General features: G+C 66.9%; 10 protein-coding genes. 4 read left to right on the plus strand and 6 right to left on the minus strand.

All coding sequences use genetic code 11. The features are described from left to right. Positions 1–6: 6 nt before the first annotated feature. From AB0B61_RS20510 to AB0B61_RS20530, 5 genes are all read right to left on the minus strand, one after another. On the minus strand, positions 7–819 hold the full coding sequence (locus AB0B61_RS20510; RefSeq protein WP_358433867.1) for a carbohydrate ABC transporter permease: 813 nt from the start codon (positions 817–819) through the stop codon (positions 7–9). Then, positions 816–1,682 (minus strand): sugar ABC transporter permease, encoded by an 867-nt coding sequence (locus AB0B61_RS20515; RefSeq protein WP_358433869.1) that lies wholly within the window; start codon positions 1,680–1,682, stop codon positions 816–818. The genes AB0B61_RS20510 and AB0B61_RS20515 overlap by 4 nt, the downstream gene beginning before the upstream one ends. Continuing rightward, positions 1,672–2,979 (minus strand): extracellular solute-binding protein, encoded by a 1,308-nt coding sequence (locus tag AB0B61_RS20520; RefSeq protein WP_358433872.1) that lies wholly within the window; start codon positions 2,977–2,979, stop codon positions 1,672–1,674. Before AB0B61_RS20520 ends, AB0B61_RS20515 begins: the two co-directional genes overlap by 11 nt. Further along, positions 2,976–5,273 carry a TIM-barrel domain-containing protein gene (locus AB0B61_RS20525; protein WP_358433875.1) on the minus strand — a complete coding sequence of 766 codons (2,298 nt, stop codon included), beginning with the start codon at positions 5,271–5,273 and terminating at the stop codon, positions 2,976–2,978. The genes AB0B61_RS20520 and AB0B61_RS20525 overlap by 4 nt, the downstream gene beginning before the upstream one ends. 210 nt (positions 5,274–5,483) lie before the next feature. Next, positions 5,484–6,425, minus strand: coding sequence for a hypothetical protein (locus tag AB0B61_RS20530; RefSeq protein ID WP_358433878.1), 942 nt, complete (start codon positions 6,423–6,425; stop codon positions 5,484–5,486). A gap of 1,555 nt (positions 6,426–7,980) precedes the next feature. Between AB0B61_RS20530 and cas3 the strand changes: the two genes are divergently transcribed. From cas3 to cas7c, 4 genes are read left to right on the plus strand one after another with little or no spacing between them, the layout of a single operon-like run. Then, positions 7,981–10,221, plus strand: a complete 2,241-nt coding sequence (gene cas3 / locus AB0B61_RS20535; RefSeq protein ID WP_358433880.1) for a CRISPR-associated helicase Cas3' — start codon at positions 7,981–7,983, stop codon at positions 10,219–10,221. Continuing rightward, positions 10,218–10,916, plus strand: coding sequence for a type I-C CRISPR-associated protein Cas5c (gene cas5c, locus AB0B61_RS20540; protein ID WP_358433882.1), 699 nt, complete (start codon positions 10,218–10,220; stop codon positions 10,914–10,916). Before cas3 ends, cas5c begins: the two co-directional genes overlap by 4 nt. Next, positions 10,916–12,853, plus strand: coding sequence for a type I-C CRISPR-associated protein Cas8c/Csd1 (locus AB0B61_RS20545; RefSeq protein ID WP_358433885.1), 1,938 nt, complete (start codon positions 10,916–10,918; stop codon positions 12,851–12,853). The genes cas5c and AB0B61_RS20545 overlap by 1 nt, the downstream gene beginning before the upstream one ends. A gap of 2 nt (positions 12,854–12,855) precedes the next feature. Next, entirely contained in the window at positions 12,856–13,737 is an 882-nt protein-coding gene (gene cas7c, locus AB0B61_RS20550; protein ID WP_358433887.1) for a type I-C CRISPR-associated protein Cas7/Csd2, read from the plus strand. Positions 13,738–14,535: 798 nt separating this feature from the next. Here cas7c and AB0B61_RS20555 read toward each other — a convergent pair. Continuing rightward, positions 14,536–14,717: hypothetical protein (locus AB0B61_RS20555; RefSeq protein ID WP_358433890.1), on the minus strand; the 182-nt coding region annotated here is incomplete at its 5' end.

Genomic DNA, 14,717 nt, shown 5'->3' on the forward strand with positions numbered 1-14,717 from the left:
GAGCTCCTACTTGATGGCGCCGACCGTGATGCCCCTGGTCAGCGTCCGCTGGAAGATGAGGAAGAACGCGACGGCCGGGACGATGCCGAGCAGCGCCGAGGCGCTGGACATGGTGGCGTCCATGTACTTCTCGCCCTGCAGCACGCCGAGGGCGACCGGCACCGTCTGGGTGTCGTTGGAGACCAGGAAGATGAGCGGAAGGAAGAACTCGTTCCAGGTCCAGATGAAGAAGAAGATCACCAGGACCGACAGCGTGGGCCTGCTGATCGGGACGACGATCCGCCACAGCGCCAGGAACCGCCCCGCGCCGTCCATCCGCGCCGCCTCGAGGATCTCCTTCGGGAACTGGCCGAGCACGGCGCTGAGCAGGTAGGTACCGAAGGCGGCCTGGATGACGGTGAACACGATGATCACCGACAGCTTGGAGTCGTACAGGCCGGCCGCCTTGGCCAGGTAGTAGAGCGGGTAGGCCAGCGACTCCTGCGGCAGCGTGTTGGCCACCAGGAACAGCACGAGGATCCACAGCCGGCCGCGTACCCGGCCGATGCCGAGGGCGTAGGCGTTGAGCACCGACAGCAGCACGGCGAGCAGGGCGACGGAGCCGCTGATCACCAGGCTGTTGAGGAGCTTCTCGCCGAAGTCGACCCGGGTCCAGAACGCGATGATCCCGTCCAGGTTCAGACCTTGCGGCGGGCTCAGCGGGCTGCCCGCCGAATACTCGGCGGGCGTCTTGAAGGCGTTGAAGGTGACGATGACGAACGGGAACAGCATGACGACGGCGAGCACCGTCAGCGCGGCCAGGATCGGGTAGCGTCTCACGGCTTCCGCTCCTGGAGGAACAGGAAGGCCGAGGTCACCACGACGATGATCAGCGCCAGGACGGTGGCGATGGCCGAGCCGTAGCCGATGTTGGCCTTCTGGAAGAAGTTCAGGTAGGAGAAGTACGAGGGCACCATCGTGGCGTTGCCCGGCCCTCCCCTGGTGAGCACGAAGATCGGCCCGAACACCTTGAGCGCGGCGATCGTGCACGTCAGGAGCACGACGAAGATCTCAGGACGGATCTGCGGGATCGTGATGTGCCAGAACCTGCGCCACCACGAGGCCCCGTCGATCTCCGCCGCCTCGTGCAGGGCCGGGTCGGCCCGCTGCAGCCCGGCCATGAAGATGACGACCGGGTAGCCGAGCTGGAACCACACCATCACCGCCATCACGGTGGCCAGCGCGTAGTCGGGATCGCCGAGCCAGTTGACCTTCAGCCCGAAGATCTGGTTCACCGCGCCGTAGGTCGGGTGCAGCATCCAGCCCCACACCACCCCGGCCACCGCGACGGGCAGCACCTGCGGCAGGTAGTAGGCCGCCCGCAGGGCCGCGGCCGTGCGGGGGCCGAACCTCTTGCCGATGTAGTCGAACAACGCGGCGGCCAGCACCAGGCCGAGCACCGTGGGGATGATCGCCATCGCGACGATCAGCCCCACATTGTTGCGGAAGGACGTCCAGAAGCGCTCGTCCGCGAACAGCCGGACGTAGTTCTGCAGACCGATCCAGGTGGGTGTGCCCACCCCCGACCAGCGGGTGAAGCTCGTCGCGACATTCATCACGAACGGCACTACGATGACCGCGGTGAACAGCACCGCGCTGGGGATCAGGTACGGCCAGTAGCCACGCTCTGTTCTAGTTGCCAAGGTCGGCGAGGTTCTCGTTGTACGGCTGGGCGATCTCGTCGAGGACCTTCGCCGGGGGCTTGCTGCCGTTGATGAGGTTCTGGACGCCGGCCACGAGGACGTCGTAGTAGCCGGGGGCCGGCCAGTCGGGGTAGAAGGCCAGCTGGTCCTGCGAGGTGAGCTTGTTGAAGTTGTCGATGAGCTCCTTGCTCTTGGGGTCGGTGATGGCGGCCGGGTCGGCCGCGACGGGGACGCCGCCGGAGTTGCCGAGCAGGTTCTGGATCTCCTTGCTCATCGTGATGTCGATGAAGTCGTAGGCCAGATCCTTGTTCTTGGACTTCTCGGGGACGACCCAGATGTTGCCGCTGGAGCCGGGGGCGAGCTGGTTGCCGGGCCACAGGAACGAGCCCCACTCGAACTTCTTGATCTCCGTCTGGAACCGGCCGTACCACCAGCTGCCGGACACCATGATCGGGAACTTGCCGCCGATGAACGCGGTGGCCATGTCCTCGGCCTTGATGCCGGCCGAGTCCTTGGCGATGTAGCCCTTCTTCACCCAGTCGGCCATCGTGTCGGCGGCGTAGGTGAGCTCGGGGCCGTGGAAGTCGACCTTGCCCTTGTAGAGCTCGTAGGAGTCGACCCACGCCCGGTTGGCCTTGCTCAGCGCGAGCAGGTAGAAGATCTGCTGGGCGGGGTATTCGGCCCCGGCGGTGGAGATGGGCGTGAGGCCGGCCTTGGCGAACTTGTCCAGCGCCGCGGTGAACTCCTCGAACGTGGTCGGCACCGTGACGCCGTTCTTCTTGAACAGGTCCTTGTTGTAGTAGACCATCACGTACTCGCCGTAGTTCGGCACGCCGAACCACTTGCCGGAGCCCATGATGCCCCGGTCGTCATACTTGGCGGTGGTCTGCAGGCTGGCCGACAGCAGTTTGTCCCAGCCGCGCTTGGTCGCCTGCTCCGTCAGGTCCGTCAGCAGGCCCTGCTTCGACAGCAGCCCGGCGGTGGCGTTGCCCTTGTTGTACTCCATGACGTCGGGCGCCTCGTCGGAGTTGAGCACCATGCTGGCCGTCTTCTGGATCTGCTCGAAGCCCTTCTCCTCGAACTTCACCGTCACGCCCGGGTGGGTCGACTCGAACTTCTTGATCGCCGCCGCCCAGGCCTTGCCCATCGCGCCCTCGGCGCTCTCGTAGTGCCACAGTTTGAGCACGCGCGGCTGGCCGCTCGCGGCGGGCTGCTGCCCGTCCGAGCCGGAGCCGCAGGCGGTCAGGGTCAATGCCGCGACGGCGAGCGCCGCCGCGGCACTTCTCAGCTTGATCATGGTGTCTCCTGGGAGGTGATGACCGCCCGGACCGGGGCGCCCGCCACGGGGGCGAACTCGACCCCGGCGACCCGCTTCGGACCGGTGACGGTGACGTGCAAGGTGTCGCCGTCGCGGGTGGCCTCGACGACGGTCTCGCCGTCGAGGTCGTGGACCGTGCTACGGCTGTCGCCGCCCCCGAAGGCGACAAGGGTGATCTCCGAGGGGACGTCCACGGTGTCCCCAGGCGTGGTGACCGGGATGAGCGCGCCATACCGGACGAACAGCGGGATCCGCTCCAGCGGCGCCGAGACGGCGCGGTAGCGCCCGCCCTCCAGCACTTCCCCGGTCCAGTAGTCGACCCACCGGCCCTCGGGCAGGTACACCTGCCGGGTGTCCTCGGGCGTGGTCATGGGCGCGACCAGCAGGTCGCGGCCGAGCAGATACTCCAGGTCGGCCTGCCAGGCGACGGGGTCGCCCGGATGGTCGACGCACAGCGCGCGCATCATCGGCGCGCCGGTCCGCGCGGCGTCCACGGCCGCCGAGTAGAGGTAGGGCATGAGCCGGTACCTCAGCCGCAGCGCGGCCACCGCCTCGGCCTCCACCTCGGGGAACTCCCACGGCTCACGGCTGGTGGTGCCGTGCAGCCGCAGCAGCGGGGACAGCGCGCCGAACTGGGTCCAGCGGACGTAGAGGTCGTCGGCCGGTCGGCCGGTGAAGCCGCCCGCGTCGTGGCTCCAGAACGGCACGCCCGACAGGCCGTGGGCCAGGCCGCCGCGCAGCGTGCTGCCCATCGCCGGGTAGCTGGTGAAGGTGTCTCCGCTCCACTGGGCCGAGTGCCGCTGGCCGCCCAGGAACGACGAGCGGGCCCAGACCAGGCCGTGCCCGTGGACCTCGCGGGTCACCTCGGCGACGGCGTCGTTGAACAGCAGCGTGTAGACGTTGTGCAGGTCGGTGCCGGTCATGCCGTTGTAGGCCGTCGCGTCGTGCGGCACGCCCTCGGCGAAGTCGGTCTTGAACGCCTGCGCGCCCTGCTGGAGCAGGGGGCGGAGCAGCCCCTGGAACCAGGCGACGGCGGCCGGGTTGGTGAAGTCGACGATGCCGCAGGCCGGGTAGGAGCCGTGCCAGCAGTCGGCGACATACGCCTCGCCATCCTGATTTTTCAGGAAATATCCGGCTTCGGCGGCTTGCGGGAAAGCTGGGCTCAGGTGGGAGATGTAGGGGTTCATCCAGAGGCAGACCTTGAAGCCCATCCCGTCGAGCTCGGCGAGCATCCCGGCCGGGTCGGGGAAGCGGGCCTCGTCCCAGCGCAGGTCCGACCAGTGGCCGTCGGTCTGCCAGTAGGTGTCCAGGTGCAGCACGTCGCACGGGATGCCGCGCTCGCGGATCTTCCGGGCCCGCGTCATGACCCGCTCCTGGCTGTCCACGAAGAAGCCCGAGGAGATCCAGGTGCCGAACGCCCACTTCGGCGGCAGCGCCGGACGGCAGGTCAGCCGGTCGTAGCGGTCGAGGATCTCCGGCGGCGTCGGCCCGGCGATCACGTAGTAGTCGATCAGGTCGTCGGGGACGACGATCTGCACGACGCTGTGCGTGGACTGGCAGACGTCGAACTCCGTCGGCGCCCCGCTGTCGACGACGATGCCGTATCCCCTGCTCGACTGGTAGAAGGGCACGTTCTTGTAGGCGCGCTGCGACTCGGCGCCGAAGGCGTCGAAGTTCCACATGACGGGCCGCTGGCCGCGCTTGTCGAGCGGGGTGAACGACTCCCCGAACCCGGCGAACGCCTCGTCGGCCGGCGCGGCGAAGCTCTCGTGGTAGGCCACCGTGACGCCGTCGGCGTGGGAGCGCCCGAACGGCAGCGTACGCAGCCGCCCGCTGATGTCGGTGTGCCCCCGGTCCTGCTCCACCAGCGTGGCGCCCGCCGCGTCGGTGAACCGCAGCCGCCACGGATCCAGGCTGATCTCCGCGCGCAATGAGCCCGCGTCGATGGTCAGGCCGCCGGACCGGGTCTCCACCCGGGCTCCGGCGTACGTGCCCGGCGTCACCAGGGAGGTCGCCCGGGCCGAGCGAGAGCGGGCGTCCACGTCCTGGCCGAGCCGGACCCGGATCACTCCCTCCCCCGCCACCCGCACCTGTACGACCAGGCTCTCCTCCGCCGAGGTGATGCCCTTCAGCGTCACCCCCGAGTCGTCCACGGCCACCGGCTCGGCGGCGGTCAACGCGGACAGGCCCTGTTCGCCCCGCGTACGGACCGGCAGCTCCGGCGGGTCGGCGACAAAGTACTCGTGCGCGACCAGGGGCGGGCGGTAGGGCATGAAGGCTCCTTCAGGTGACCGGCACGGCTCGCGAGTTAGTTTTCCGTCCCAACCAACAAACGTCAACGGTCGCTCATTAGTTTAGATGCCAGCCAAACAAAGGAGGCAGCCGCGCGCTGCCCCCGGGAGACCGCGCACGCACGCGCGGGGGCCGCACCGCAGGCGCGGAGTCCTGTGCCTCAGGCGCGGAGTCTTCGCCCCCGGGCGCGGTCAGAGTCTCCGGATGCAGGTGACCGACGGGTAGGGATCGGGGCCGTGGACCAGCCCGTACATCGTGGTCGAGCTGGTCACCGAGTAGTCGGCCGGCCGCCGGCACTCGAACTCGATGCTGACGTGCCCGACGACCTTCCCCCACGCCTTCTTCGCCTTGCAGGACACCTTCTTCAGCCCGCCGACGATGGAGGTCTCGGTCCCGAAGACCGTCTTGCGCTTCTTGGTCTTGGGCGCGGTCAGGCAGCTCGCGAGCGCGTACCGCGGACCGACCTCCTTGGCGTCCTCCCCCGGACCGACGCACACGTAAGAGCCCTGCCACTTGTAGGCGTAGGACCAGATCTTGCGCGTGCACGCCTTCTTCGTCTTGGTGAAGGACCTGATCCTGCCGGGGCCGTGGGCGTCGTAGCAGGCCCGCTCCTCGACGGAGACGACGGGATCGTCCTCGATGAGCGTGCAGTCGCCGACGCGCAGAATCCCACCGCCCTTGCCGACGTCCCCCGGGTGCGGGGCGCGGCGGTTGCGCAGGCAGGCTGTACGCGGCGGCTCCAGACCGGTCGGGGTGTCCAGCATCCCGTCGGTGTCCTTCGGGCACTCCACCGGCCCATTGCCCTGGTAGACGAGCTTGGTGATCTGAACCCCGGCCGTCGCGAGGGCGCAGTCGACCAGCGCGGGAACCTGGCTGTCCGGCTTGGGCACCTGAACATCAAGGCAGAGCCCGGCCGCCCAGGCGGTCGGCTGGGTGGGAGAAGGGGGCGGATTCGGCGGGAGCGAGGTCGCGGAGCTCGCGGCGGAGGGCTGGGGCGTGTCCTTCGGCGGGGTGTCAGCGTCGCAAGACGAGACGGTCACCACGACCGCCACCAGGGCCGTCACCGTCCATAACCTGCTGCTCACGTCCTGCCACCCCCGCGAGATAGCCCCGTCGGGGAGATCTTCGTCCACGACCCGCCACCTGACAAGACACGCTGGCGGACTCCCCACGCTGGAGAGTCACTCGGATACGGCTTGCGCTCGCCCACCCGGCCATCCCACGACACCGGGGCCCGCCAGCAAGGCATAACGCTACAGATTTACCTGATCACACAACGACAGAGCGCTTGCTGCCCTCTGAGACTTCCCGACCGCGAGGCCGCACGTTGCGATGCTCGGCCACCCCGAAGGGCAAGCGCCACCTGCGAACGGCGTCGCCCACAGGTGCCGGTCGCGTTGCGACGCTCGGCCACCCGGATAGGTGACCGCCACTATAAAGACGCTCGGGCGTACGTCGTCAAACCGTGTTGCGATGCTCGGCACCCGGAAGGGTGACCGCCACCTGAGCCCCAGCAGCATGGGCCGATCACTTTCAGATTGCGATGCTCGGCCACCCGGAAGAGTGACCGCCACTCGACCTTTCCTGTCGCGAGAGTGCCCCCGTAATCGTTGCGATGCTCGGCCACCCGGAGGGGTGACCGCCACGCGGTGCGCTGGTAGATCGGATGACGCGACGCCTCGTCGTTGCGATGCTCGGCCACCCGGAAGGGTGACCGCCGCTTCGTGCGCGCGCGTGCACCTGTCGGAGAAGTCGGAGTTGCGATGCTCGGCCACCTGGAAGGGTGACCGCCACCCCGATCCAGCAGCTCACGACAGTGAGCCCGATAGACGTTGCGATGCTCGGCCACCCGAAAGGGTGACCGCCACCACCGTGCCTGGGCCGCTCAGGTAAAAGCGGCCAAGGTGTTGCGATGCTCGGCCACCCGGAAGGGTGACCGCCACTCGTAGGCGTCTCCACCGCGGGCGTGGGCCTTGGTGTTGCGATGCTCGGCCGCCCAGATGGGCGACCGCCACCTCGGCGGGGATGACGACGTTCGTCAGACCCTTCGGGTTGCGATGCTCGGCCGCCCCGATGGGCGACCGCCACGTGGTTCCTTGGTCAATCCCGAACTTGTCCCACACGTTGCGATGCTCGGCCGCCCCAATGGGCGACCGCCACGACGTCCAGTGCTGGACCTACGTCCTGTGGGAGGTTGCGATGCTCGGCCGCCCCGAAGGGCGACCGCCACCTGGTGGGTAGTTCCTCGTGGCCGCGCCAGCCGACGAAGTTGCGATGCTCGGCCACCCGTGAGAGCGACCGCAACTGTCGTAGCCGTTCGTCTCCGCGCGTCGGCGAGGCGGTTGCGATGCTCGTCGGCCTGGGAGGGTTACCACGGCTTTAGCGCTATATACCAGCAGGGTCTGGGGCGGATGCTTGTTTCGATGCTGGGCTCACCAATGTGAGTCGTCGTCACGGATCATACACTCGCGATCATGCTGCAATTGGCTTGTGATGCTCAGCGGTCGCGAGGCCACCGCTTCTTAGAAAATCCGACAATTTACTTATCAAGACACAAAGGCGGCTAGCCAAAGCCTGCTCGTTGGGCAGTTGGCATGCTACCGCTCGGTCCCCTTATTTTTGCGAGCCCAAGATTCTCAGGTAAGTCACGAAGATTATTGTCGGTAGCCCCTTGTACGGTTCCAAGCCATGGACGCAGGTGAAGTTGCTCCTCGGGATTCCGACGACGGCGAGTGCCCATTGTGGGCGCATAGTCGTGCCAACGGGTCTGATCGCAGGCATCTGCTTGAGGATCACCTTCGATCGGTGGCCTGGTGGTCCTGGCAGTTCGCGGAGCCGTTCAGTGCTGAGCAGGTTGCCTATTGGTTGGGGCTGACGCACGACTTCGGGAAGGCGGCCGAGGTATGGCAGAGAAGGCTGCTGGAGGTGGAGGGCACCGACGAGCGGGTCCGGACCGATCATCGGGCTGTAGGGACTCGGTTCTTGGTGGAGCAGTTGGGGTTTGACGCCTTCGCCTTGCCGGTCTATGGCCACCACGGCGGGTTGGATCACCCGGGCGCGATGGAGAACTTTCTGGACTTCCCTCCGCTGGAGGCCGTGCATGAGGAGCAGGCGCTCCGCCGCCTGCGGGCACGCCTTCCCGAGCTGGACGCTCCTAGTGCCGTTACGTGGCCGCCGTACGCGTCCGACCTGCTGGATGGGGAGCTGTTGACCCGGATGCTGTTCAGCGCCCTAGTCGATGCCGATCATTTAGATACGCAGGTGCATTTCGGTAAGCGGCGCGAGCACGTCGCCGCCCAGGTCGCCATGACGCACCTGCTGGACCGTTTCGAGGCTGGGCGCAAAGCCAAGCTGGAGGGGAAGACTTCGAGCCCGGTTGATCCGTTGCGCGGTGAGGTGTACGACGCGTGCGTTGCCGCGGCGCCGCTTAAGCCGGGGTTTTTCAAGCTGGCGGCGCCCACCGGTCTCGGCAAGACGATCTCCAGTGCGGGGTTTGCGCTGCATCACGCCGTGGCCCACGAGTTGCGCCGGGTGATTGTGGCGGTGCCATTCATCTCGATCACCGAGCAGAACGCGAGAGTCTATCGCGGCCTCTTGCGCTCGACCCCACGCGATTCGGTGGTGTTGGAGCATCACAGCAGCGTCGCGTTGGAAGGCCCAGGCAGCCGGTGGCAGCGGCTGGCGGCCGAGAACTGGGATGCGCCGTTCATCGTGACCACGACGGTGCAGTTGCTGCACTCGCTGCATGATCGGCGGCCGTGGGCGATGCGCAAGCTGCACCGGCTGGCCCGCTCGGTCATCGTGCTGGATGAGATCCAGGCGCTGCCGGTGCACCTGCTGATCCCGATCTTGGCGATGTTGCGGCAGCTGGTGGAGCACTTCGGAGTCACGGTGGTCCTGGCCTCGGCGACCCAGCCCGAGTTTTGGGATCTGCCGCCCCTGCGCGAGGTGGAAACGGCGGAGATCCTGCCGGATCCCGCCGACGTGCAGCGGCGGCTGCGCGCGATCCGGCCGATGCGTTACAGGTGGGAGGTGAGTCCCCGCCGGTCTCTGAAGCAGGTGGCCACCATGGTGGCCGCGGAGCCAGCCAGGCAGGTGCTCACCGTGGTGAACACCGTCGATCACGCCCGCACCGTGTATGACCTGCTGAACCAGGAACGGCCGGGGGCGGTACAGCACTTGTCCACCCGGATGTGCCCTGCGCACCGCCGCGACGTGCTCGCCGACGTCGAGACGACCTTGAAGCGGAAGCCGGCCGAGCCGCTCTATCTGGTGTCCACCCAGCTGATCGAGGCGGGTGTCGATCTGGACTTCCCGGTGGTCTATCGGGCGATGTCGCCGGCGGAATCGATCCTGCAGGCCGCTGGCCGGGCCAACCGTGAAGGATTGCGGCCCGAGGGCGGCCTCGTGGTGATCTTCGACCCGGTCGAGCAGGCCATGCCGTCCAGTTACGGGTTGCCGGTCGCTGAGACACGCCGCCACTTCGGCCCCACCAAGCAGCCCGAACCGGACAACCTGGGCACGCTGGCGGACTACTTTCACGGGTACTACGCAGTCCTGCCGGATGAGGCCATGGGCGCCGAACTGCTGGCCGCCCGCACCTCCTGGGACTTCCCGACCGTGGCCAGGGACTTCCGGATGATTGACGAGGACACCGTGCCAGTGGTGGTGCGCTACCACAATCCTCACAGCTCGGACCCGCCGGACCCGATCGATGACTGGCTGCAGCAGCTGCGACGCGACCCCGCCCGCGGACATGTCTGGCTGCGCCGCCTGCAGCCCTACACCATCTCCTTGCCGAAGAATCAGCTGGCCAAGCCAAGCGTGGCGGCCCTGCTGCGGTCCGTCATCGGCGATCTGCACGAGTGGACCGGCGACTACGACCTGAGCACCGGCATCGTCATTCCCGCCAAAGAGGAGAACACATGAGCAAACCCGCCCGTGAGTCCTACCCCGCCCTCGTCATGGAGATCAGCGGGGACTTCGCCTGCTTCACCCGCCCTGAGCTCAAGGCCGAACGGGTCAGCTACCCGATGATGACGCCCAGCGCCGCCCGCCGCATCCTTCAGGCGGTCTTCTGGAAGCCGGAGTTCGAGTACCGGATCGAGCAGATCGACGTGCTCAACGAGATCAAGTGGTTCAACATCCGGCGCAACGAGGTCACCGAAGCCCCCAGCCTCAGCACTGTGCTCAAGGAGGGGCCCCGTTACCACTTCCGCGCCCCCCACAAGCGCGACCAGCGCAACACCGTGGCCCTCCGCGATGTCGCCTATCGCATCCATGCCCAGATAGAACTCAACCCCCACGCCACCGCCCACGTGGCCAAGTATCGCGAACAGTTCCACCGTCGCATCGAGCGTGGCGCCTGTTTCTCTCACCCCTACCTGGGCACCCGGGAGTTCTCCTGCGCTGACTTCGGCCCGCCCGATTACAGCAACCAGCCCATCACCCGCAGCGAAGATCTGGGCGTGATGCTGCTGGACATCAACTACGACGCACCCACGCCGCGCTCGCTATGGTTCACCGCCCAGCTCAACCAGGGCATCCTCAGCGTGCCCCGCGAGGGCATCCACGACCCGACCCGGGATGCCGCGATCACCACCGCGCCACGGCGGAGGGCCTAATGCTGCTGACCCGCCTTCAGCAATTCGCCGCCGCCCATCCCGAGCACATCCCACCCCCCTTCTTCATTCGCAGCGGTGTGCACTGGCTGATCGACCTGGACGCGCACGGCTCCCCCGTCTCCGGACTGGTCGCCGAGTTGTCTCCGGTATCCGATCCCGGTGATCCCAGCGGCCGGCGCGGCCTGCCGATGCTGGTACCCACGGTGGGCCGCACCTCCGCTGTGGTTCCCCTGCTAGCCTGCGACAAGATCGAGTATGCGCTGGGCTGGCCCGACCCCAACGACGCCGACGACGAACGCAAACGTGCCAGGGCACGCCGCTACCACCAGGCCTTCGTCGACCTGGTCTGCGCCTGGGCCGACCACGACCCCCACGAGCCGGCCGCCCAAGCGCTACGCGCCTTCCTCACCTCTCAGGCTGCAAGCCACATCCAGCCGCCGGAACGCTTCACCGCTGGCCAGATCGTTATGTTCCGCATCAATGGCCAGCCCGCTCACGCCACCGCCAGCGCTCGCTCTTTCTGGAGCCTGGTCGCTTCGAAGCGCAAATCCTCCGGTGCTCACGACCGCTGTCTGGTCTGCGACACCATCCAGCCAATTCTCGAACGCGCCGTACGCTCCATCCGTCCCGGCCTGATCCCCGTCGTCGGCCACGACCCGTTCAGCAAGACCGAACGCAAACGCGGCAACCCTGCCTCCCTGGTCAGCATCAACCACCCCGCCCAAGGGTTCAACCTGGTCACCGGCCTGCGGAACACCCCGCTATGCGAAACCTGCGCAGAAAGCTACACCGGCGCCCTGGAGCACCTCCTGCAACACCGCGACCACCGCCGCACCATCGGCGACACCGCGATCGTGTGGTGGATCGTGCCAAGCGACCGCACCCGCGACCACGCCCTCCCGCAGAGCACCGCCCCCATCCAACTGCTCTTCCAGCCCAACCCCATCAAGATCGCCACCATGCTGGACGCCCCGCGCACCGGTGCCCCCGTGGTCGCCGGAACCGCCCACACCGAACGCTTCTGCGCGAGCACCCTGTCCAACAACTCCGCCCGGATCATGATCCGGGACTGGATCGACATCCCGCTACCTGAGGCGGAACAGCACATCGCCTCCTGGTTCGCCGACATGCTCGTCACCGATCCCTGGACCAGTCAACGGCGCTTCCCCTCGCTGTTTCGGCTGGCCATCGCGCTGGGACGCTGGTATCCCGGAAAGAACGGCGCCCACGGCAGCTACGCCGTTTTCGGCGCCAAGGGTGCCCAACGCCCCGTCTGGATCCAACGCGAACTTCTACACTCCGCGCTCAACGGCACCCGGCTGTCCTCAGCGATGCTGGCCCACCTGCTGCAGCGCGTGCGCACCGACGGTGGATTCGACCTCACCCGCCAAGCCCTGCTCCGGCTCTGCCTGACCCGCTGCCACCCCAACCACGCCCGGAGGCTCCCCATGGCCCTCGACCCCGACGACAACACCCCCGCCTACCTGGCCGGGCGCATGTTCGCCGTCCTGGAATCGCTGCAATACGCCGCCACCCGCGCAGGCGGCGGACAGCTCAACACCACCCTCGGAGACCGCTACTTCAGCCGCGCCGTGACCAGCCCCGCCTCCGCGCTGATTCCCGCCGTACGCGGCTCCCGCGCCCACATGAAGAAACTGCAAACCCGCGACCGCAAAGCCTACGCCGACTTTTTCGCCCGCAACCTCAACGACCTCATCGGCCGACTGCGTCCCTTCCCCACCTCCCTGACCCTGTACGACCAGGGACTGTTCCTCAACGGCTACGCCGACCAACGCAACCACGACATCGCCCGCGCCCGGGCCCGCCGCCTGGCCACCGACGACCTCATCCCCGACAGCGCCACCGACGAGGCCACCACCGACGCCGACCTCGGCCCCACTCCCGAAGCTGACCAAACCGCCGCCCTGGAGGACTGACCATGACCGACCAGATCCCCGCCCACCTCGACCCCGCCCGCCGCCATGACATCGTCATGCTCTTCGACGTGCACGACGGCAACCCCAACGGCGACCCTGACGCCGGCAACCAACCTCGCCTCGACACCGAGACCTACCAAGGCCTGGTCACCGACGTCGCCCTCAAACGAAAGATCCGCGACACCATTCCCCTTCTGCACCCCGACGACCCCCGCTACAAGATCTTCGTCGAAGCCGATGTCGCTCTCAACAGCCAAATCGAACGCGGCTTCGCTGGCGCAGGCGTCAAACCCAGCAAGAAGGCCACTCCCCAAGAACGCGACGCCGTTCACAAGTGGATGTGCGACAACTTCTACGACATCCGCCTCTTCGGCGGCATACTCTCCACCGGCGACGCACAAGCCGGACACGTCCGCGGACCACTCCAATTCTCCTTCGCCCGCAGCATCAGCCCGGTCTTCCCCGTCGACCACGCCATCACCCGCATCACGCAAACCCGACAAGCAGATATCGACAAAGGCGAACGCACAGAGATGGGCTCAAAGTGGACCGTCCACTACGGCCTATACCGGGTCCACGCCTACTACAGCGCCGCCCGCGGCCTCCAAACCGGCATCACCAGCCAAGACCTCGACACCCTCTGGCAAGCCCTTACCAACATGTTCGACCACGACCGCAGTGCCGCCCGCGGCGAAATGGCCATCCAAGGCCTCTACATCTTCAGCCACGACAACGCCTTCGGCCGCGCCCGCGCGGCAACCCTCTTCGACCGCATCCAGATCACACCCCTGAACCAGAACGTGCCCCGCTCCATCACCGACTACAAAACAGAAATCAGCGATACAGATCTACCAGCCGGAATCACACTCACATCCCTCATCTGAGGCGAAGCGGGCTAATTGGCCCAATTGCACGACAGCACGGCAGCACCAGACGGCCTGGTGCTGCCACTCACGCGCCCAAAAGGGTCTGCCCTCGAGCGGCTGCTGCCTCTCGAGGGAATCAAAGAACCATCACCATGGTGCAGAAGCAGCTCGTTGTCCTCCGGCTTCAGCTGTTGTAATGCTCGGCCGCCCCGAAGGGCGACCGCCACACCATCCACACCGCGCAGTTGCACGACTGTGGGCTTGTTGCGATGCTCGGCTGCCGCCTCGAAGTGCGACCGCCACAAGCAACGCCCAGCACTGATCGACTTGGCGGGCAAGTTGCGATGCTCGGCCGCCCAGATGGGCGACCGCCACCTCGGCGGGGATGACGACGTTCGTCAGACCCTTCGGGTTGCGATGCTCGGCCGCCCCGAAGGGCGACCGCCACCGGCCTCTGATCAGGCAATACGCCTCTCAAGACCAGAAACCATTCGCAAACGATTCACCTATCAAGCAACATACAGGGCCATATCTCCTTCAGAACGCCAGGCGCGTCGCATGAGCACTACAGGTTCCGAAGTACACAACCAGAAAAGCCCATCAGGAGTATCACCAACTCACGCTTCCCTTGCAAAGAGGATCTGGCCACAGTATGAGCTTGGAACGCGTGAGCGCCGCCGCCTCGAGGGCTGGCAGAGCCCCAGGTAGAACAACCCCACCGGCCCTGGCCACGACGTTGCCGATTAACGCGTCGCCCAAAACAACCCTATGGACCAAACCTCCAGGTAATTCCCCCGCTGAGCTGCCCGGCCATGCTCACGCGAGATGACCGGGTCCCATCTCCTGTCGGATCTCAATTCGGGCGACCGCCGCCGGCGCGCTGTTGTCGTCCAGGTGGCCGATCAGGGCCGAAGCGTTCTCAGGTCGTGAGACCGAGTAGGTGCATGCCATCGGCTGGGTGGCTGCGGTAGTAGTCGGCGGCGGAGGCGATGTTGGTC

The organism is Nonomuraea sp. NPDC049158 (assembly GCF_040648335.1).
Lineage (GTDB): Bacteria > Actinomycetota > Actinomycetes > Streptosporangiales > Streptosporangiaceae > Nonomuraea.

What these genes read in the sequence shown, in the direction of transcription:
- cas5c (WP_358433882.1), top strand. Translation starts at nt 10,218, where the DNA reads ATGAGCAAACCCGCCCGTGAGTCCTACCCCGCCCTCGTCATGGAGATC.
- AB0B61_RS20520 (WP_358433872.1), bottom strand. Translation starts at nt 2,979, where the DNA reads ATGATCAAGCTGAGAAGTGCCGCGGCGGCGCTCGCCGTCGCGGCATTG.
- AB0B61_RS20545 (WP_358433885.1), top strand. Translation starts at nt 10,916, where the DNA reads ATGCTGCTGACCCGCCTTCAGCAATTCGCCGCCGCCCATCCCGAGCAC.
- AB0B61_RS20525 (WP_358433875.1), bottom strand. Translation starts at nt 5,273, where the DNA reads ATGCCCTACCGCCCGCCCCTGGTCGCGCACGAGTACTTTGTCGCCGAC.
- cas3 (WP_358433880.1), top strand. Translation starts at nt 7,981, where the DNA reads ATGGACGCAGGTGAAGTTGCTCCTCGGGATTCCGACGACGGCGAGTGC.
- cas7c (WP_358433887.1), top strand. Translation starts at nt 12,856, where the DNA reads ATGACCGACCAGATCCCCGCCCACCTCGACCCCGCCCGCCGCCATGAC.